The sequence below is a fragment of the Aeromonas sp. 25-248 genome, assembly GCF_053005425.1.
This window is the reverse complement of sequence record NZ_JBRKTB010000018.1, coordinates 19,227-39,686: the sequence shown is the minus strand read 5'-3', so window position 1 is coordinate 39,686 and position 20,460 is coordinate 19,227. Positions and strand designations below refer to the sequence as shown.

The window sequence follows — 20,460 nt, the reverse complement described above, 5'->3', positions numbered from 1 at the left end:
GTCACCCCGACCGGCAGATTATTTGAGTTGAGTGGAGGTACCGTCGGCGTGCCACTGGAACACACCGAATTCGAAGCCTTTCAGGTCACCGTTCGGCGCCCAGGTCAGGGGGCCCATCACGGTGTCGATCGGTGCGGCCTTGATGGCGGCAGCGACGGCAGCCGGATCATCCTCGCCCGCCTTGGCGATACCGGCCGCCAGGGCCTGCATGGCGGCGTAGGTGGTCCAGACGAACGGACCGGAGGAGTCCTGACCCTTGGCCTTGAACGCTTCTACGATGGGGGCGTTGGCCGGCACCAGGTCATATTTGTTCGGCAGGGTCACCAGCAGGCCTTCGGAAGCCGGGCCGCCGATGGCGGAGATGTCCTTGTTGCCCACGCCTTCCGGACCCATGAACTTGGCCTTCAGACCCTTCTCGCCAGCCTGGCGCAGGATCAGACCCAGCTCGGGGTGGTAGCCGCCGTAGTAGACGAAGTCGACGTTCTCTTTTTGCAGCTTGGCGATCAGGGCGGAGAAGTCCTTGTCGCCGGCGGTGATGCCCTCATAGGCAACGACCTTGACGCCGGCCTTGTCCAGCGCGGCTTTCACGCTGGAGGCGATGCCTTCACCGTACTGTTTCTTGTCGTGGATGACGGCCACGCGCTGGGGTTTGACCTGCTCGATGATGTACTTGGCGGCGGTCGGGCCCTGGTCGCTGTCCAGACCGATGGTGCGCAGGGTCAGCTGGTAACCGCGCTCGGTGATCTTGGGGTTGGTGGAGGCGGGGGTGACCATCAGGACCCCTTCATCTTCATAGATGTCGGAGGCGGGCAGGGTGTTGTCGGAGCAGAGGTGGCCGACTACGAACTTGACGCCGTCGTTGATCACCTTGTTGGCGATGGCCACGGCCTGCTTGGGATCGCAGGCATCATCATAGATGACGGCTTCGATCTGCTTGCCCTTGATGCCGCCCGCCTTGTTGATCTGCTCGACCGCCATCTTGCCGCCGGTGAACTGCATGTCACCGTACTGGGCGACCGGGCCGGTCAGGGGGCCGGCGATGCCGATCTTGATGGTATCGGCCGCATTGGCCATGGAAACTGATCCAAACAGAGCCAAAGAAACCGCTGCTCTGACTGCCATTTTGCTGAAGTTATGCATTGATTCGTCCCTTAATCAGTGAATTGTTTCATTTTATGCACGTCATTCCGAGCCTGTGTCCCGCCAGCCCGGCGATAGATAAGGTTCTATCATTCCTCGCCGGGCAATAACAAGATGTTAAAGATACTAACCGGAGCAGGCGCGAGAGGGGTTTTGTGAAACTAACACGCAGTTTTTTGCTTTTTACTGGAGTTTAATGTCGCTGTGATGGTGCAACATACAGATAACAAATTGTCATGGTGACAATTTACAGAGTAAAAAACTGACGATATTTCATTCTGCGTCCGCTCTCATTTTGACCAAAATCCGTTTGCGCAAAAAGAAATGACCGCATAGATTAGCCAGCATTGATAATTCACTGGCAGCGCCCGTTAAAACCAAGCCTTTATTCGGGAAATCTGCTACTGTTCCGCCTTTGTTATTCAGGAGACAGAGATGGCAACTATCAAGGATGTCGCCTCGCGCGCAGGCGTATCCATCTCCACCGTCTCACATGTACTCAATCACACCCGTCGGGTCAGCGAAGACGCAACCCAGAAAGTGCTTGAGGCGGTGGCAGAGCTGAACTACGCGCCCAACTCGGTGGCGCGCAGTCTCAAGATCAATTCGACCAAGACCATTGGCATGCTGGTGACCACCAGTGCCAACCCCTTCTTCGCGGAAGTGGTACAGGGGGTGGAAGCCTACTGCTTCGAGCAGGGTTACAGCCTGATCCTGTGCAACACCGAGAACCAGCCGCCACGCCAGCAGCACTATCTGCGCATGCTGATGGAGAAGCGGGTGGACGGTCTGCTGGTGCTGGGGACCGATATCGACACCCAGTTCAGGGACATGCTGCGCATCCACAAGAAGGTGCCGCAGGTGGTGCTGGACTGGGGCAACGAGTGCGATTTCGCCAACGTGATCAACGACAACGCCCGCATCGGCGCGCGGCTGGCCATGCGCCATCTGCTGGAGCAGGGCCATACCAACATCGTCTGCATCACCGGCCATCTCGCCAAACCGACCACCCAGCAGCGGCTGGACGGGGTGCGCGATGCCCTGGCCGAACAGGGGATGACCCTGACAGAAGAGCAGATCTTCGAAGGGGACTACGAGAGCCAGAGCGGCTTCGATGCCATGCAGCGCATCCTGGCCCTCACCCCTCGCCCGACCGCGGTCTTCGCCTTCGACGATCCCATGGCCATCGGTGCCATCTGCGCCGCCTGGGAGGCCGGGGTCAAGGTGCCGGACGATATCTCCATGATCGGCTATGACGACGTGGAGATGGCGCGCTTCTCCAGCCCGCCGCTCACCACCATCCGCCACCCCAAGGCCGAGCTCGGCCTGCTGGCGGTGCAGCAACTGGTGAGCCGGATCCGCAACAAGGAGCTGGAAGTGGAGTCCATGACGGTGCAGCCCGAGCTCATCGTCCGCCGCTCGGTCAAGTCCCTGCGCTGACGGCGCCACGGGTGCCATGAACAAGAAACCCCCTCGCCAGCGAGGGGGTTTCTGTTTTTGGGCCCCTCTGGTATCTGGGGCGTCAGGCCTTGAGGCCGAGCCGCCTGGCGAGGCGGTGCAGGTTGCCGCCATCCAGATCCAGCGCCCGGGCGGTGGCGGCCCAGTTGCCGTCATGGGCCGTCAGGGTCTGCTCGATGAGCTGGCGCTGGAACAGATCGGTGGCGGCGCGAAGGCCAAGGCCGGCAATGGCCGGGGAGGCGGGCTGGCTGACGGTGTCGGCGGGCAGGGATGAGCCCGTCGTCCCCAGGTTGAAGTGGTGGGGTTCCAGGGTCGGCGAGGGGCTGCCCTGCTCGGCCCTGGCCAGCACGGCGGCGCGGTGGATGGCGTGCTCCAGCTCCCGCACGTTGCCGGGCCAGTCGTGGCGCTCGAGCAGTTGCAGCGCCTGTGGCTGGATACGCAGCTGCTCCAGCCCCAGGCCGAGCCGGCAGCGCTCGCAAAAGTAACCGGCCAGCAGGGGAATGTCGCCTGGGCGCTCCCGCAGTGCCGGGGCGTGGATCGGAAACACGCTCAGCCGGTGGTAGAGGTCGGCCCGAAACTGCCCCTCGACCACCGCCTGTTTCAGATCCCGGTTGGTGGCCGCCAGGATGCGCACATTCACCTTGAGCGGGGTGTCGTCACCGATCCGCTGCAGATCGCCGTATTGCAGCACCCGCAGCAGCTTGGCCTGCAGCGCCAGGGAGAGCTCCCCTATCTCGTCGAGGAACAGGGTGCCCTTGTCCGCCAGCTCGAACTTGCCCGCCCGATTGTGGATGGCGCCGGTGAAGGCCCCCTTCACGTGACCGAACAGCTCGCTCTCGGCCACGGATTCGGGCAGGGCGGCGCAGTTGAGGTAGACCAGGGGGGCATGGGCGCGGGGTGAGCCGCCATGCACCGCCTTGGCGATCAGCTCCTTGCCGACCCCGGTCTCCCCCAAAATCAGCACGTTCAGCTCCGAGCTGGCCACCACGTCTATCTCGTGGCGCAACCGGGCCATGGCGGGGGAGTGGCCTATCATCTCCGGCTGCTCAGGGCCGGGCCGGGTGCCGGGGACCAGGGGCTCGCTGCTCTGGCGGGCGAGCCGCTCCAGCAGCAGGGCGTTGTCGAGGGCGGCGGCGGCCAGGGCCCCCACCAGACGCAGCTCCTCGTCGCTGATGCCGTCGAACTGGGTCGGGTTCATGCCGTCTATGGTCAGGGCGCCGATCAGCGCCTGATCCGAGAAGAGCGGCAGGCCGACACAGGCGTGCACCTTGAAGTCGTCGTGATCCGGCAGCAGGCCGTCATAGGGGTCGGGCAGGGCGCTGTCGGCGGGGAAGCGCACCACATCCCCGGCGCGGGCGATGGCCTCGAGGCGCGGGTGATCCTTGAGGGCGAAGCGGCGCCCCAGCACGTCCTGCATCAGGCCGTCGATGGCCAGCGGGATAAACTGGCCCCCCTCGTAGCGCAGCAGGGCCGAGGCATCCGAGTTCAGCAGGCTGCGCACGCTCTGGATCAGACGGTGGAAGCGGTCTTGATGAGAGATGCCGAGTTGCAGGTCGAGGGCGATGCGCGCCAGGCTGTCGGTCGAGATCACGATAATTGTCCAAATGACAGTGTGTTTGTGATTTTGACTATAAAGGCATGGTGTCATAATGACAATGTGTGATATGCGAAACCATTAAAAACAACGAGTTACATTTTGGCACGTCCGCTGCAATAGCTGGTTCAGTTGAACATCCACTATTGCATTCGAGGAACTGCCTGATGAGCATTCACGTCAAGAACAACATCCACTGGGTCGGCCAACGGGACTGGGAGGTACGCGACTTCCACGGCACCGAGTACAAGACCCACAAGGGCACCAGCTACAACAGCTACCTCATCCGCGAAGGGAAAAACGTGCTGATCGATACCGTCGATCACAAGTTCAGCCGCGAGTTCGTGCAGAACCTGGCGGCCGAGATCGATCTCGCCGCCATCGACTACGTGGTGATCAACCACGCCGAGGAGGATCACGCCGGCGCCCTGACCGAGCTGATGGCCCGCATCCCAGGCACCCCCATCTATTGCACCCACAACGCCATCGACTCCATCACCGGCCATCATCACCACCCGGAGTGGAACTTCCACCCGGTCAAAACCGGTGACAGCCTGGACATCGGCAACGGCAAGCAGCTGGTGTTCATCGAGACCCCCATGCTGCACTGGCCCGACAGCATGATGACCTACATGACCGAAGATGCGGTGCTCTTCTCCAACGACGCCTTCGGCCAGCACTACTGCGACGAGCACCTGTTCAACGACGAGGTGGACCAGAGCGAGCTGATGGAGCAGTGCCAGCGCTACTACGCCAACATCCTTACCCCCTTCAGCCCGCTGGTGACCGCCAAGATCAAGGAGGTGCTGGGCTTCAACCTGCCGGTGAGCATGGTGGCCACCTCCCACGGCATCGTCTGGCGCGAGGACCCCACCCAGATCATCCTGAAATACCTGGAGTGGGCCGACCACTATCAGGAAGACCGCATCACCTTGTTCTACGACTCCATGTCCAACAACACCCGCATGATGGCCGACGCCATCGCCCAGGGCATCCACGAGGTGGACCCGGGCGTGGCGGTGAAGATCTACAACGTGGCCCGCCACGACAAGAACGAGATCCTGACCCAGGTGTTCCGCTCCAAGGGGATACTGGTGGGCTCCTCCACCATGAACAACGTCATGATGCCCAAGGTGGCGGGTATGCTCGAAGAGATCACCGGCCTGCGTTTTCGCAACAAGCGTGCCTCGGCCTTCGGCAGCTACGGCTGGACCGGCGGTGCGGTGGACCGGATCCAGACCCGATTGATGGATGCGGGCTTCGATATCAGCATCTCCCTCAAGGCCAAGTGGCGCCCGGATGGTTCGGCGCTGGCCGAATGCCGCGAGCATGGCCGCCAGCTCGCCCGTCAGTGGGCGTTGCACCCCCTGGACGCTCCCCGCCCGATCACCACAACCCAGACAACCGTGACGCCCGTCCTCGCGATGCCTGCTGTTGAGCCGCAAGCCGCAGCGGCCGCCGCCGAATGGAACGATGACCAGGCCATGCTCTGCACCGTCTGCCAGTGGGTCTATGACCCGGCGCTGGGCGAGCCGGATCAGCTGGTGGCGCCGGGCACCCCCTGGGCCCAGGTACCGGACAGCTTCCTCTGCCCGGGTTGCGGCATCGGCAAGGAGGTATTCGAACCCTGCGCCGTGGAGGTCTGTGTATGAGCGCAGCAATGCAAACTGACGCCGGCATCAGCCGGGAGATAGTGGTGATCGGCAGCGGCTTCGCTGCCCAGCAACTGGTCAAGAGCCTGCGCAAGCTGGATGCCGAGCAGCCCATCCGCCTCATCACCGCCGACAGCGGTGACGAGTACAACAAGCCCGACTTGAGCCACGTGGTGAGTCGGGGCTGCCCTGCCGCGGCCATGACCCGCCAGAGCGGCAGCGATTTTGCCGAGCAGCAGCGCATTGCGCTGCTGCCCCACTGCCCGGTGCATGGCATCGACCCTGTCCGGCGGTTGGTGCTGACCGAGCAGGGGGAGTTCCCCTACGGCAAGCTGGTGCTGGCCACCGGGGCGAGCGCGGCGCGCCCCGATCTGCCGGGCAGCGAACATCTGGTCACCCTCAACAGCCAGCAGGAGTACGCCGCCACCGAGGCGCAACTGCGTCAGGCCCGCCGCATCCTGGTGCTGGGGGCGGGGCTCATCGGCTGCGAGCTGGCGATGGACATGGCGAGCGCAGGAAAAGAGGTGACGCTGGTGGACTTGGCGGACAGCCCCTTAAGCGCCCTGCTGCCCGCCGCCCTGACCCAGCCGCTGCAACAGGCCCTGCGCACCCAGGGGGTCAGTCTGCAGTTCGGGACGGGTCTCGCCAGGATAGATGCCCAGCCGGGGGATGGCTGGCGCGTCACCCTGACCGACGGGCGCGTCAGCGAGCAAGATCTGGTGATCGCCGCCATCGGCCTGCGGCCGAATCTGGCCCTGGCCCGCGGGGCCGGGCTGGCAGTGGAGCGTGGCATCCTGGTCGACGATCGGCTGCAGACCAGCGACCCCCATATCTTCGCGCTGGGGGATTGCGTGCAGTGGCAAGGTCAGTTGCTCCCCTTCCTGCAACCCATCGTGCTGGGGGCCAATGCGCTGGCGCGCACCCTGCTCGGCACGCCGACCCTGCTGGCCCTGCCGCCCATGCTGGTGAAGGTGAAGACGCCGCGCTACCCGCTGCAACTGGCCGGTCGCACCAAGGGCGAGGATCTTGCCTGGCAGTGCCGCTGGAACAGCCACGGCATGGTGGCCGAGGCGCGCGACCAAGCCGGCGAGTTGTGCGGCTTCGTGGTGGGGGGTGACCAGATGAGCGCCGCCTTCGCGCTGCTGCGTCAGCTGCCCCGTTAACCCCTTTCATTGCACCGGCCGGGTCGACCCGGCCACTCGAGGAGAACCGATATGGTCATGCAACTGATTCCGTCTCACTGGGTGGTGCGCCGCTCCACTCCCTTCTTTACCCGCGAGAATGTGCCCCAGGCCCTGCTCACCCATCACAACACCGCGGCCGGGGTGTTCGGCCAGCTCTGCGTGATGGAGGGCACCGTCACCTATCACGGCTTTGCCGACGAACAGGCCGAGGAGCCCGAGGTGAGCCTGGTGATCCGGGCCGGGGAGTTTGCCACCAGCCCGCCCCAGTACTGGCACAGGGTCGAGTTGTCGGAGGATGCCCGCTTCAATATCCACTTCTGGGCCGAGCAGGCAGAATCCGACCTGCCGCTGTTCCACAGCCGCAAATAACGGGGTTTAAGGCTCAGGGGGCGGAGCGGGCAATTGCCCCCTCTGCTCATGCAGATCAAAATAATCAACTCAGATGTTGGTTATCCTGCCCCCTCGATTCGGATGAGCACAGTGAGGGAAACATGAGCCTGTTGGAAGCCCTGACCATGACCTCGGGTCTGGTCTATCTGGTCCTGTTGTTGTGGCAGGGCCGCAGCGGTTGGGGCTGGACGCTCTCTCTGCTGTTGGCCGCCGCGCTCTGGCTGCTGGTGGCGGATTCGGTACTCTGGCTCGCACTGGGGCTGGTGGCCACGACCCTGGCGCTCTGGCTGCGCTATCGCCCCCTACTCATGCTGGCCCACATAGACAGTCAACGTCTCAGAACGGCCACCAGGCAGCTATTGCTGCTGTGTTGGGTGTTGGTGGCGGTTCAATATGTTGTTCATATCGGACAGTTGGGGCTGGGGATGACCCCCTGGCTGGTACGCCCTGATGTGGTGGACGGTTTCCTGCCCATCGCCGGTGGTCTCGGGCTGCGGGCCTGGCTCGGGCAGGGGCTGACGGACCCCCACCACCCGGCGGCCACCGTCACCGTGCTGGTGCTCTCCCTGTCGGCCCTGCTGCTGGGTCGGGCGTTTTGTGCCTGGTTCTGCCCGCTCGGGCTGGTGGGGGAGTGGCTGCACGGCCTGCGCTCGCGCCTGTTGCCGGGGGAGTGGACCCCGCCGCGCTGGCTCGATGCCGTGTTGCGCGGCCAGAAGTTTCTGGTGCTCGGCTTTCTGCTCTTCATCATATTGCTGGCGGTACCCGCCGCCGCCCTGCCCGGCTACCTCGCCAGCCCCTACCATCAGGCGGCGGACATGAAGATGGGGGCCTTCTTCTTCAACCTGACCCTGATCTCGGGCCTGTGCCTTGGCTGGGTGCTGCTGCTCACCGCCACCTTCCGGCAAGGGTTCTGTCGCTACCTCTGTCCCTATGGCGCCTGGTTCGCCCTGCTCGGCCTGCTGACCCCGCTGCGCATTCGCCGTGACCCGGCCCGTTGCTTGCGAAGCCTGGGCCACGACTGCGACAAGTGCAGCCGGGCCTGCCCGTCTCGCATCCAGGTACACCAGCTCATCGCGGTGCAGAGCCTCGAGTGCACCAGTTGCCAGAGCTGCGTGGCCGCCTGCCCCAAGCGGGCCGATGCCCTGCATCTTGGCACGCAAGGGCAGCGACTCGCCCCCCGCCAACTGCTGGGGCTGCTCTGTCTGTTGCTGCTGGTGTTGCCGCTGCTCGCTTACGGCTTGCTGGATCTCTGGGTCAGCCAGACACCGATCCCTGACCGCTACGAGTTGTTGCAGCGGCTGCCCTGGCTGAGCCACTGAGTGGGGAAAGGGCAAAAGGTGGATGATGGGGGGATCTTTCGGATTGGCGATAATAAGCTGTATAAAAATCCCCCGCCAAATTGTTAGCGCCATCCCACTTTGCTCATATTGCAATTGATCATATAGCGCTCCCCACCATAATGGGTGCTGTTATTTGGCGTTGTTAATATCAATTGGATGAGCAACAACATGAATATCAAGGTCAGCTATCCCAAGTGGTTTACCCTGGACCATAAGATCGCGTTCTTCTTCCCGCTGTAATTCCCCGCGGCGGCGCGGCATGCCTGCCATGCCACGAGCCCGCCTCCATTCCTGAACTGAAATAGCTGCACCCGTCTTCGCCTGTTTATTCTGGCGAGGCGATGTCGTGCACCCATTTCCCAATATTTCCCACCTGCCGGACATTTTATTTTCGGCAGGGGAAGAGACTCAGTCTGAATATTTAAATCTGGGGTGTTTATATTATGGAAAACTTCAAGCATCTGCCCGAACCCTTCCGTATTCGTGTCATCGAGCCGGTCAAGCGCACCACCCGTGCCTATCGGGAAGAGGCCATTGTCCGGGCGGGCATGAACCCCTTCCTGCTGGACAGCGAAGACGTCTTCATCGACCTGCTGACCGACAGCGGCACCGGCGCCATCACCCAGGACATGCAGGCCGCCATGCTGCGCGGTGACGAGGCCTACAGCGGCAGCCGCAGCTACTATGCCCTGCAACAGGCGGTGCAGGAGATCTTCGGCTACTCCCTGACCATCCCCACTCACCAGGGGCGCGGCGCCGAGCAGATTTACATCCCCGTGCTCATCAAGAAGCGGGAGCAGGAGAAGGGGCTGGATCGCAAGAAGATGGTGGCCCTCTCCAACTACTTCTTCGACACCACCCAGGGCCACACCCAGATCAACTGCTGCGTGGCGAAGAACGTCTACACCAGGGAGGCGTTCGATACCTCGGTCACCGCCGACTTCAAGGGCAACTTCGATCTGGTGAAGCTGGAAGAGGCCATCCTGGAGGCGGGCCCCGCCAACGTGCCCTACATCGTCAGCACCATCACCTGCAACTCCGCCGGGGGGCAGCCGGTCTCCATTGCCAACCTGAAGGCGGTGTACGAGATCGCCAGAAAGTACGACATCCCGGTCATCATGGACTCCGCCCGCTTCGCCGAGAACGCCTACTTCATCCAGCAGCGGGAGCCCGGCTACGCGAACTGGACCATCGAGGAGATCACCAGGGAGTCCTACAAGTACGCCGACGGCCTCGCCATGTCGGCGAAGAAGGATGCCATGGTGCAGATGGGGGGGCTGCTGTGCTTCAAGGATGACAGCATGCTGGACGTCTACACCGAGTGCCGCACCCTGTGCGTGGTGCAGGAGGGCTTCCCGACCTATGGCGGCCTGGAAGGGGGCGCCATGGAGCGCCTGGCGGTGGGCCTGCGGGACGGCATGCGCCAGGACTGGCTGGCCTATCGCATCGGCCAGGTGCAGTACCTGGTGGACGGGCTGGAGGCCATCGGCGTGGTGTGCCAGCAGGCAGGGGGCCATGCGGCCTTCGTGGATGCGGGCAAGCTGCTGCCCCACATCCCGGCGGATCAGTTCCCGGCCCACGCCCTGGCCTGCGAGCTCTACAAGGTCGCCGGCATCCGGGCGGTGGAGATAGGTTCCCTGCTGCTGGGGCGCGACCCCGCCACCGGCAAGCAGCACCCCTGCCCGGCGGAGCTGCTGCGCCTGACCATTCCCCGTGCCACCTATACCCAGACCCACATGGACTTTGTCATCGAGGCCTTCGGCGAGGTGAAGAAGAACGCCCACCGGGTGAAGGGGCTCGACTTCATTTACGAGCCGGCCGTGCTGCGCCACTTCACCGCCAGACTGAAAGAGGTCGAGCATAACGACCCGTCAGCCGGCAAGACGCAGAAAAAATTGATAGAAGCATAACGAGTCAGGGGCACAGATTTTTCTGTGCCCTTTTTTTTCACTGCTCTGTGAAAGATTTGGAGTGACACACATGACATCAACACCGTCCGTCATCGGAGGGGCCTGCATCATTGCCAGCGTCTGTGTCGGTGCCGGCATGCTGGGGCTGCCGAGCGCGGGAGCCGGGGCCTGGACCAGCTGGTCAACCCTCGCCATCATTCTCACCATGGTCATCATGACGGTTTCAGGCTGGATGCTGCTGGAAGCCCTGAAACCCTACGCATTGACTGCCTCCTTCAACTCGGTGACCAAGGATCTGCTCGGTCGCAGGATCAATCTCTTCAACAACCTCACCGTCTATTTCGTGGGCGGCATTTTGCTCTATGCCTACATCACCTCGTCGGGTCTCATCCTGGGCGGCCTGCTGGGCATCGACAGCCAGCTGGCCTCGGTGTTGTTTGTGCTGGTGTTCTCCTGGTTTGTCTGGCATTCGACCCGGGCGGTGGACAGGATTTCGGTCGTCCTGATCGTCTTCATGGTGTTGAGCTTCGTGTTCGGGGTCTCCGGGCTTGCCAGCAAGGTCGACACCGCCAAGCTGTTCAACTCCTTTGCCGAAGAGCTGGGCCGCGCCCCCTATGCCCTGGCCATGTTGCCGGTGGCGCTCACCTCGTTTGGCTACCACCACTCGGTGGCATCGATGCGCGCCTATTACGGCGAGGAGCAGAAAGCCAGGCAGGCGATCCTGGGGGGGACCCTGATCGCCCTGGCGCTCTATCTGCTGTGGCTGCTCAGCATCTTCGGCAACCTGCCTCGTCCCGCCTTCGGCCCCGTCATCGCCAAGGGGGGCGACGTGGATGTGCTGCTCGGGGCGCTGGCCTCGGTGATAGAGTCCAGGCAGGTCTCCCAGGCCATCAACCTCTTCTCCATGGCGGCCATCCTCTCCTCCTTCATCGGGGTGGGGCTCGGGGTGTTCGACTATCTGGCGGATCTGTTCCGGTTCGACAACAGTCGCCGGGGGCGGGCCAAATCCTGGGCGGTGACCTTCCTGCCCCCCCTGGCGCTCTCCCTGATGTTCCCGTTCGGCTTCGTGGTGGCCATCGGCTATGCCGGGGCCGCGGCGACCGTCTGGGCCTGCATCATCCCGGCCCTGCTGGCGAAGAAGTCCCGGGAGCTGGCCCCGGACGAGGCGGGGTTCAAGGCTCCCGGCGGCCAGCCCATGGTGGTGGCCGTCATCGTCTTCGGGGTGCTTACCGCCATCTTCCACCTGATGGCCATGGCGGGTCTGCTGCCCGTCTACACCGGCTGACCCTGGTGCGCTGAACCTGGCCCCATCCCGAGCATATTCCACGGATGGGACGCAGGATCCGGCCCGTTTCCCCCCATTTCCCCTCCGGATTTGATACCCGAAGGCATGCAGGGTAAAGTCCCCCGGCGCCAGCAGTGGCGAACGCAGGAGAAGCACGGCGGTGTGCCGTGACCAGTCGACAATCCGTTTGGGGGAGTAATGGAACAGAAACCATCGTTGGTGGGCGGGGCATGCATCATTGCCGGCGTCTGTGTGGGGGCCGGCATGCTGGGGCTGCCGAGTGCGGGGGCGGGCGCCTGGACCCTCTGGTCCATGCTCGCGGTGGCACTGACCATGGTGGTGATGACGGTCTCCGGCTGGATGCTGCTGGAGTCCTATCGGGGCTATCCCCTGCGCGTCTCCTTCGATACCGTGACCCGGGATCTGCTGGGGGAGAAGGTCAACGCCCTCAACAATCTCAGCGTTTATTTCGTCGGCGGCATCCTGCTCTATGCCTACATCACCTCGGCCGGCCTCATCATCGACGGCATGACGGGGATGGGCAGCCAGTGGGCGTCCGTGCTCTTTACCCTGGCCTTCTCCCTGCTGGTGTGGCACTCCACCCGGGCGGTGGACCGCATCTCGGTGCTGCTGGTGATCCTGATGGGGCTGAGCTTTGCCTTCGGCATCTCCGGCCTGTCGATGAACGTGCGCCTCGATCTGCTGCTCGACCGGGTGGGCAGCGAAGTGAGCTACGCCCCCTATGCCCTGGTGATGCTGCCGGTGGCGCTCACCTCGTTCGGCTACCACCATTCGGTCTCCTCCATGCGCGCCTACTACGGTGAAGAGCGCCGTGCCAGCCGCGCCATTCTGGGGGGCACCCTGATCGCGCTCGCGTTTTACCTCATCTGGCTGGTGAGCGTCTTTGGCAACCTGCCCCGCAGCGAGTTCGGCCCGGTGATCGCGGAGGGGGGCAACGTGGATGCCCTGCTCAAGGCCCTCGGCTCGGTGATCGAGTCCAAGGCGGTGGCCAGCGCCCTCAACGCCTTCTCCATGGCGGCCATCCTCTCCTCCTTCATCGGGGTGGGGCTCGGGGTGTTCGACTACCTGGCGGATCTGTTCAAGTTCGACAACAGCCGGGGTGGCCGCGCCAAGTCCTGGGCGGTGACCTTCCTGCCGCCCCTGGTGCTCTCCTTGCTGTTCCCGTTCGGCTTCCTGGTGGCCATCGGCTATGCGGGCGCCGTGGCGACCCTGTGGACCTGCATCATCCCGCCTCTGCTGGCCTGGAAGGTGCGGGCGGCCCGGCGCGAAGACGGTGGCGAGGGCTTCCGCGCCCCCGGCGGCCTCTTCATGATCGTCCTGGTGATCCTGTTCGGCGTGCTGACCGCCGCCTTCCACCTGCTCAACATGGTGGACCTGCTGCCCGCCTACAAGGGCTGAGCCGTTACCCGGGTCGCAGTGCCAGCACACAATGACAAAGAAGGAGCCTCATGGGCTCCTTCTTGCTTGTCACACAGGCAATATTGGCGTCGGTTACTGAATGCCGACCGACAGGGAGTGGGGGACCTTGGCGCCTTTACGGGCGGTGGCGCGCATCTGGTAGACCTGGATCAGGTACTTGCCCGACTTGGGCAGGGTGCCTTGCCATTTTGTGTCCACGTTGCCGCCGCCCAGTGCCTCGGCCTGACCCGGGATGGCGCCCGGTGCGAAGACGTTGAAGTTGGCATTGGTGCTGCCGGTGATGGCGACCGTCATGGTCTGGCCTTCTTTGGCGCCCAGGGTGTAGTTGATGGTGTCATAACCGGAGAAGGTGCCGTCAACCTTGGCGCTGTGCGCGCCTTTGGCGAAGTGCACCGGCACCGTGGTCACCTTGTCTGCCGCCTGAACCGAGGCCGCCATCATCATGGCCAGCAAGGCGGCCGTTACTGCTTTTTTCATTATGTATTGCTCCTGTGATCGTGCCCTGGCACGGGCCTCGAGGGGAAGATATGCCTTAACGATGACGGGACTCCATCGAAATGATGGGGCGGTCGGAGCGGGGGATGTTGCAAGATTTGGGGTATGCACAGACGTACATGGTGCCTTTTGGCCGCAAGCCAGATGAACACAAGGTCGATGGGATTTTATATGGCGAGTTCCCTGATACAAGGGGCGTTTTTGTCAACGTGGTGTTGACGAACAGGGTGCCCGCTGCGGCCATGAGTCTGCGACAGAATTGATCGCCCCGGGTCTCCTGCATGGTCAGGGCGCGAGAGGGCTTGCGGAAAAAGAGGACGTTAAGGTTGGCTGGTGCCCTCAGTCGCCATGGCCTGCTGCTCATAGCGCGCCACAGTGCCGTCCTGCTTCATTTGCCGGATCACGCCGGCAAGGGGGGCCAGCAGATCCTGATGCCGTTCGTGCAGATAGACGTAAGAATCGGCCAGCTCCATCACCCCGGCGGAGTAGATGCCGGCATAGCCCGGGGCCTGGCGCGTCAGGGCGGCCAGGGCCTGGCTGGCAATCAGGGTCTGCTCCACATAGAGGTCACTGCGCCCCTTGAGCAGCTTGCCCATCCCCTGCTCGGCGGTGGCGATGGCAAAGAGCCGGTCCGGTGCCACCACCTTGCCCAGCATCATCTCCGGCAGCTTGGCGCCACGGCGAAACTCGACCCGATAACCGGTGCCCTGCAGGCTGTGCCACCCCTGCAACTGGATCCCGGGCTGGTGGGCATAGGCCTGATAGGAGACGGCGAAATGGGGCTCGGGCACGCGCTGGAGGGTGCGGGTCTGCTGCTGGTAGCTGGCGGCGCGGTGGATCTCGCCATCGACCTGTCCCTGCTCTGCCAGCAGGGGGGCCCGCCCCCCGGGGTAGCCCTGGTACTGGAAGTCATAGCCCAGGCGGGCGAACGCATCCCGATAGATGAGATCGAGCCAGCGACCATAGGGGGACTCCCTGGTTTCAAGGGAGCTCACCAGTGTGATGTTGCCCCTGCCTTGCGCCCCCCATACCTGGAAGGCCAGCAGCAAGAGCAGTGAAAGAGCGAAGAAGCGGTATCCTGAAACCTGCGCCATGGTGTCCCTGTCAGAGCGGTGGTTGCAAAGGGTGACAGTCCCATCCTAGCCCAGGGGGTTGCCCGGTCCAGCGCTTTCTGCCGTCCGCCCGTGGATACCCTCCGGGCCGCCTCCCGTCCCGCCTTGCCCGACTGAACGCCAACCAAGGGAGATGGCCAGCGCCGCTCACAGGCTGGCGAAATCCACCTCGGGCAGGGTTTCGAAGCCGGGGCGGGCAAACAGATAGCCCTGCATCAGGCTGACGCCCATCTCCCGCAGGCAGGCCATCTCGTCGCGGGTCTCGACCCCTTCCGCCAGCGGGGTGATCTGCAACTCCGTAAACAGCGCCAGACAGTGGCGCACTATGGCCTGACGGATCGGGTCCTGGTCGATGCCGCGCAGCAGGTGCATATCGAGCTTGACGATGTCGGGGCGAAAATCGGCCAGCAGGCTCAGGCCCGAGTAACCGGCGCCAAAGTCGTCGATCGCCGTTTTGAAGCCAAGGGCCTGATAGTGATCCACGATGCCGCGAATATGACGGTTGTCCTGCACCTGCTCCACCTCGGTGAACTCGAACATGATCTGCTCGATGGGAAAGAGATGCTCGCGGGCCGCCTGCAACGTGGTGCGGATGCAGCGCTCCGGGCGATAGACCGCATTGGGCAGGAAGTTGATGCTCAGCATGCCCCGCATGTCGAGGCGGGCGGCCAGCGCGATGGCCTTGATCCGGCACAGCTGATCGAAGCGGTAGCGGTTGTCGTCGTTGACCCGGTCAATCACGCTCTGCGCCGACTCGTTGTTGAGCCCCCGCACCAGGGCCTCATAGCCGAAGAGGGTGCGCTGGCTGCAATCGACGATGGGCTGGAAGGCCATGGTGAAATCGAAGTCGAGATCCACCTGCTCATGACACTGCTGGCAGAGGGTGGAGGACGGGGCGGCAGGTATGTCCATGACGTTCCTTTCAAGGCGTGGGGTCGCGAGAGATTGCCTCAAAGGATAACAGCTCCTCTCTCGCCGGCAGAGGTTATTCCTTCGGATAGGCAGGCCGTCTTCTGGCATATCAGAGGTTGGTCTGGTTTCTGCCCGACCGGCGGCCATGGTGGGTCAGGCGCCGACGCTTGTGGGTCTGTTTGTCCCTTTTCCGGGACCGGGATTGACCTCGCTGGCATCCTTCAAGGCCATGTTTCACCTGCCAACCGGTCGGGGCAAGCCCCGTAGGTTCGATTAGCGGAGCGTAATCGGACGAACGAGAGGTGTTGATAGTGGTTGTTGCCGTGCAACAGGAGCGGCCAACCGGAGTGGAAAGTTCGGCTGGCCGTGATGGCGGGAGAGTCCATTTACGCGAACGTCCGATTACGCCTGGCGGCTAATCGAACCTACGGGCTGTGGGTGCGATGGTAATCCGATACCATATGGCTCGGATTCTTCTTTCATCACGGGAATGGAACATGCTGATCATCTTCAGTGGTTTGCCGGGCAGCGGAAAAAGTACTATCGCGCGAGCCTTGGCCCGGCGGTTGAGGGCCGTCTACCTGCGCATCGATACCATAGAGCAGGCCATTCGTGCCGCCGAGCAGGGGGATAACGAGATGGGGCCCGCCGGTTATTTCGTCGCCTATGGGCTGGCCAGAGAGAACCTAGCACTTGGCTCGACCGTCATCACGGATTCCGTTAACCCCATCCAGCTCACCCGGGATGCTTACCACGACATCGCCCGTTCGGTCGGGGTGCCCTGTCTCGATGTCGAGGTGGTCTGCTCCAATCCGACGCTGCACCGCGAGCGGGTCGAAAACCGGACGGTGGATATCGAGGGGCTGGCATTGCCGGATTGGCAAGCGGTGATCAATCGCGACTATCACCCCTGGGACAGTGAGCGTCTGGTATTGGATAGCGCCACCCTGTCGGTCACCCAGAGCGTGGAAGCGATTGTCGCCGCGTTGGCACAGGAATCGTAGGTTCGATTAGCGCAGCGTAATCGGACGAACGAGAGGCTTTGGTTGCAGTTGTTGCCGTGCAGCTGGGGCGGCCAGCCGGAGTTGGAAATTCGGCTAGCGGTTATGTCGGGAGAGCCTATTAACGCGAACGTCCGATTACGCCTGACGGCTAATCGAACCTACGGGCTATGGATTTATATTTGGTTGAGACATTGAGCTTCTTAATAGATACCCGGTGAATTCATGAACATTTAAATAATAATATGGAAACCCTATGTTATACGATTTTCCTTCTAGTAAAAGTGGTTTGGATCCCATTGTGTTTGATTTTGTCAATGACTCTCCCATATGAACAAATTTAGACCTGTCATTATAAAGGTCTTTTATCGCCGTCATCACTGATTTTTTATTTAATGAATGTGTTTTTACAAAATCATTAAATTGATTTGTTATTTTACGTTGGGGCTTATCAATTGGAGTGCCACAGTTATCACATGTGACCGTGATAGTTTTTTCAGTAGTATCTAATAGAGATTCTATCGCAGATACATATCCTAAAAGTTCGTACTGAATCTTAAATGAATTATGTATGCGATCATGCTCAACCTCATGTCTTAACTTGATGGATTCTGCAAATCTGAGAGCTGAGTTCTTACATTTATCATCTCTAATTATTGCTGAAATTATTTTATTAGCCTCGTGCGGTAAATATAATTTATCATGTTTTATTATTTCGTCAGCATCCACAAAACCATTCTTATCAATAAATAAGTTCTCATTTGTGATGTTATTATCGATATCTGTGTAGTATATTTTATTGTTTGGTTCGTATTCGAATAGGTGTTGTGTTACTAGAGTGAATATCGCACAGGTGAGCTTTACTCTTTCCAATATATACATATCTAATTGGGGCTTTGATATGTATTCTACAGAGAAATAGAAATATAGATTATCATTTATACTACTTATCCCTAAATTGGATTCAGGGAAAAAGTAATCACATCCAAAGTGGTATTTAGATCTCACAGGGAAATAAATTCTCCCTGCATTCATTACGGTGCGCAGATCTATTTTGTTAGCACCTTTAATTATATCTGCGATCGCTTTTTCATGATTACTATTTATAGATGTGCTCTCATACGTAACATCAAGAACTACCCTGTAAATTCCTTTGTTTGTATGGTTGTAAAACTGCATTCTAGCAGAGAATGGTAATGATCTATGTGCCCAATTAACATCGTATATATAGACTTGAGGATCGCCTGTTTCAATATAAAAGTGCTGGCATGCAACAGGTCCGATTTCTTTAGAGAATCTATCCCAAAGAAACTCTAAAAAATCATTCACATTGGTCTTTTGTATATTGAGAGGTATATCTATCATCAAATATGACTCTAAACTCAACCAGTTTAACAACTTACGTATTTAGATGTGTATGGTCAATTAAAAAGGCGCCTATCGGCGCCTTTTTTGATCTCAATCCCAAACTTCGCTTTTACTGCAGCAGGGAGATATCCGCGACTTGCAGGAACAGGTTGCGCAGGTTGTTCAGCAGTGCCAGACGGTTGGCCTTGAGGGCCTCGTCGTCGGCCATCACCATCACTTCGTTGAAGAAGGTATCGACGGGCCCCTGCAGGGCGGCCAGACGGGTAAGGGCAGCCTGATAGTCACCGGCGGCGAACAGCGGGGCCAGTTCGGCTTGCAGTTCGGCAACCTGGGTGGCCAGCACCTTCTCGGCGGCATCGACCAGCAGTTCCGGTTTGACGGCAGTCGGCAGTTCGCCTTCGACCTTGGCCAGGATGTTGCTTACGCGCTTGTTGGCGGCAGCCAGTGCCAGTGCTGCATCCAGTGTGCGGAAGTGGCTGACGGCCTTGACGCGACGATCGAAGTCGAGCGGGCGGGTCGGGCGTCGGGCCAGTACGGCCAGCACCACGTCGGCACCGATGCCTTCGTCCTGATAGGCGGCGCGGAAGCGGCCCAGCATAAAGTCGACCACGTCGGTAACGACGGTTTTGTTGGTCAGCTTGTCGCCGTAGACGCGTACCGCTTCTTCAACCAGTTCAACCAGATCCAGATCCAGCTGCTTCTCGGTCATGATGCGCAGGGCACCGATGGCGGCGCGACGCAGGGCGAACGGGTCTTTGTCACCCTTGGGCAGCATGCCGATGCCGAAGATACCGGCCAGGGTGTCGAACTTGTCTGCCAGCGCGACGGCGCAGGCCACCAGACCGGACGGCAGGGCATCACCGGCAAAGCGCGGCATGTACTGCTCGTTGAGGGCCACGGCCACTGCTTCGTCTTCGCCATCGTGACGGGCGTAGTGCATCCCCATGACACCCTGGGTGTCGGTGAACTCGCCGACCATGTTGGTCATGAGATCACACTTGGAGAGCAGACCGGCACGCTTGGCCTGAGCCACGTCGGCACCGATACGCTCGGCGATAAAGCCGGCGACGGTCTCGATGCGCTCGACCTTGGCCTTGACGGTGCCCAGCTGTTGCTGGAACAGCACGGTTTCAAGGCGCGGCAGGCGGGAGGCCAGGGTCTGCTTGAGGTCAGTCTTGAAGAAGAACTCGGCGTCAGAGAGACGGGGACGAACCACCTTCTCGTTGCCGCTGATGATCTGGCTCGGGTCTTTGGACTCGATGTTGGTGACGAAGATGAACTTCGGCAGCAGCTTGCCGTGCTTGTCGTAGACCGGGAAGTACTTCTGGTCACCCTTCATGGTGTGCACCAGCGCTTCAGCCGGAACGGCCAGGAACTTCTCTTCGAAGTTGGCGGTCAGCACCACAGGCCACTCGACCAGTGCGGTCACTTCTTCCAGCAGGGCGTCGTCCAGATCGGCCACGCCACCGAAGGCGGCAGCGGCCGCTTCGACGTCAGCCTTGATCTTGGCCTTGCGCGCCATAAAGTCGGCAATCACCATGCCGCGCTCCTGCAGGATCTGCGGGTACTGGCTGGCGTTGTCGATGGTGAACTCGCTCTCGCCCATAAAGCGGTGGCCGCGAATGGTGCGGGCAGAGTCGATACCCAGAATGTGAGCGGGAACCAGCTCGCCATCCAGCAGCAGGGTCACGGTGAACACCGGACGCACGAACTGGATGGTCTTGTCGCCCCAGCGCATCATTTTCGGGATCGGCAGCTTGGCCAGTGCTTGGCTAACCAGCTCGCCCAGCAATTCTTTGGCCGGACGACCTTCAACCTTGGCGGTGTGAACCAGCCACTCGCCCTTGTCGGTGACCAGACGCTCGGCCTGCTCAACGGTGATGCCGTTGCCACGGGCCCAGCCTTCGGCAGCCTTGGTCGGCTTGCCTTCGGCATCAAACGCCTGGGCCACGGCCGGGCCGCGCTTCTCGACGCTCTTGCTCGGCTGTTCGCCAGCCAGCTCGCTTACCTTCAGCGCCAGACGGCGCGGTGAAGCAAACCACTCGACGTCGCCGAAGGCCAGATCGGCCTTGGTCAGTTCGGCTTTGAAGTTGTCGGCAAAGGCTTCGGCCAGGGAGCGCAGGGCTTTGGGCGGCAGCTCAGCAGTACCGATCTCTACCAGAAATGTATGTTGTGCCAT

General features: G+C 61.2%; 17 protein-coding genes. 10 read left to right on the top strand and 7 right to left on the bottom strand.

What is annotated here, in order from left to right; genetic code table 11:
• Nucleotides 1-18: 18 nt before the first annotated feature.
• Entirely contained in the window at nucleotides 19-1,140 is a 1,122-nt protein-coding gene (locus ACVDHI_RS18840; protein ID WP_039041003.1) for a branched-chain amino acid ABC transporter substrate-binding protein, read from the bottom strand.
• Nucleotides 1,141-1,575: 435 nt separating this feature from the next.
• Here ACVDHI_RS18840 and ACVDHI_RS18835 point away from each other — a divergent pair, with 435 nt between their 5' ends.
• Complete coding sequence (locus ACVDHI_RS18835; RefSeq protein WP_041214151.1) at nucleotides 1,576-2,580, top strand: substrate-binding domain-containing protein; 1,005 nt, start codon at nucleotides 1,576-1,578, stop codon at nucleotides 2,578-2,580.
• An 82-nt stretch (nucleotides 2,581-2,662) separates the two neighbouring features.
• On the opposite strand, the gene norR is transcribed toward ACVDHI_RS18835, so the two are convergent.
• Nucleotides 2,663-4,189 carry a nitric oxide reductase transcriptional regulator NorR gene (gene norR, locus ACVDHI_RS18830; protein ID WP_041214150.1) on the bottom strand — a complete coding sequence of 509 codons (1,527 nt, stop codon included), beginning with the start codon at nucleotides 4,187-4,189 and terminating at the stop codon, nucleotides 2,663-2,665.
• A gap of 170 nt (nucleotides 4,190-4,359) precedes the next feature.
• Between norR and norV the strand changes: the two genes are divergently transcribed.
• From norV to ACVDHI_RS18790, 8 genes are all read left to right on the top strand, one after another.
• Nucleotides 4,360-5,844, top strand: a complete 1,485-nt coding sequence (gene norV / locus ACVDHI_RS18825) for an anaerobic nitric oxide reductase flavorubredoxin (RefSeq protein WP_447212406.1) — start codon at nucleotides 4,360-4,362, stop codon at nucleotides 5,842-5,844.
• Nucleotides 5,841-7,007, top strand: coding sequence for an NADH:flavorubredoxin reductase NorW (gene norW, locus ACVDHI_RS18820; RefSeq protein ID WP_447212405.1), 1,167 nt, complete (start codon nucleotides 5,841-5,843; stop codon nucleotides 7,005-7,007). The genes norV and norW overlap by 4 nt, the downstream gene beginning before the upstream one ends.
• Nucleotides 7,008-7,058: 51 nt before the next feature.
• On the top strand, nucleotides 7,059-7,397 hold the full coding sequence (locus ACVDHI_RS18815; protein ID WP_447212404.1) for a DUF1971 domain-containing protein: 339 nt from the start codon (nucleotides 7,059-7,061) through the stop codon (nucleotides 7,395-7,397).
• A gap of 122 nt (nucleotides 7,398-7,519) precedes the next feature.
• The gene (locus ACVDHI_RS18810; protein ID WP_447212403.1) at nucleotides 7,520-8,737 is read left to right on the top strand and encodes a 4Fe-4S binding protein; all 1,218 of its coding nucleotides are present in this window, start codon (nucleotides 7,520-7,522) and stop codon (nucleotides 8,735-8,737) included.
• A 177-nt stretch (nucleotides 8,738-8,914) separates the two neighbouring features.
• Nucleotides 8,915-8,998, top strand: a complete 84-nt coding sequence (tnaC, locus tag ACVDHI_RS18805) for a tryptophanase leader peptide (protein ID WP_069652909.1) — start codon at nucleotides 8,915-8,917, stop codon at nucleotides 8,996-8,998.
• A 203-nt stretch (nucleotides 8,999-9,201) separates the two neighbouring features.
• A complete protein-coding gene (gene tnaA, locus ACVDHI_RS18800) occupies nucleotides 9,202-10,668 on the top strand; it encodes a tryptophanase (RefSeq protein WP_010672391.1) in 1,467 nt (488 codons plus the stop codon).
• Between the two features lie 70 nt (nucleotides 10,669-10,738).
• The gene (locus ACVDHI_RS18795) at nucleotides 10,739-11,953 is read left to right on the top strand and encodes an aromatic amino acid transporter (RefSeq protein ID WP_323908280.1); all 1,215 of its coding nucleotides are present in this window, start codon (nucleotides 10,739-10,741) and stop codon (nucleotides 11,951-11,953) included.
• 198 nt (nucleotides 11,954-12,151) lie between these two features.
• On the top strand, nucleotides 12,152-13,372 hold the full coding sequence (locus ACVDHI_RS18790) for an aromatic amino acid transporter (RefSeq protein WP_039041010.1): 1,221 nt from the start codon (nucleotides 12,152-12,154) through the stop codon (nucleotides 13,370-13,372).
• A 93-nt stretch (nucleotides 13,373-13,465) separates the two neighbouring features.
• On the opposite strand, the gene ACVDHI_RS18785 is transcribed toward ACVDHI_RS18790, so the two are convergent.
• From ACVDHI_RS18785 to ACVDHI_RS18775, 3 genes are all read right to left on the bottom strand, one after another.
• Entirely contained in the window at nucleotides 13,466-13,870 is a 405-nt protein-coding gene (locus tag ACVDHI_RS18785) for a hypothetical protein (protein ID WP_010672394.1), read from the bottom strand.
• Nucleotides 13,871-14,208: 338 nt separating this feature from the next.
• The gene (locus ACVDHI_RS18780) at nucleotides 14,209-14,982 is read right to left on the bottom strand and encodes a hypothetical protein (RefSeq protein WP_128343212.1); all 774 of its coding nucleotides are present in this window, start codon (nucleotides 14,980-14,982) and stop codon (nucleotides 14,209-14,211) included.
• 165 nt (nucleotides 14,983-15,147) lie between these two features.
• The gene (locus tag ACVDHI_RS18775; RefSeq protein WP_124812784.1) at nucleotides 15,148-15,912 is read right to left on the bottom strand and encodes an EAL domain-containing protein; all 765 of its coding nucleotides are present in this window, start codon (nucleotides 15,910-15,912) and stop codon (nucleotides 15,148-15,150) included.
• Between the two features lie 497 nt (nucleotides 15,913-16,409).
• Between ACVDHI_RS18775 and ACVDHI_RS18770 the strand changes: the two genes are divergently transcribed.
• Nucleotides 16,410-16,916, top strand: coding sequence for an AAA family ATPase (locus tag ACVDHI_RS18770; RefSeq protein WP_447212402.1), 507 nt, complete (start codon nucleotides 16,410-16,412; stop codon nucleotides 16,914-16,916).
• 165 nt (nucleotides 16,917-17,081) lie between these two features.
• Here the strand turns inward: ACVDHI_RS18770 and ACVDHI_RS18765 are convergent, their stop codons facing one another.
• On the bottom strand, nucleotides 17,082-18,242 hold the full coding sequence (locus tag ACVDHI_RS18765; protein ID WP_447212401.1) for a hypothetical protein: 1,161 nt from the start codon (nucleotides 18,240-18,242) through the stop codon (nucleotides 17,082-17,084).
• A gap of 148 nt (nucleotides 18,243-18,390) precedes the next feature.
• On the bottom strand, nucleotides 18,391-20,460 hold the full coding sequence (glyS, locus tag ACVDHI_RS18760) for a glycine--tRNA ligase subunit beta (RefSeq protein ID WP_447212400.1): 2,070 nt from the start codon (nucleotides 20,458-20,460) through the stop codon (nucleotides 18,391-18,393).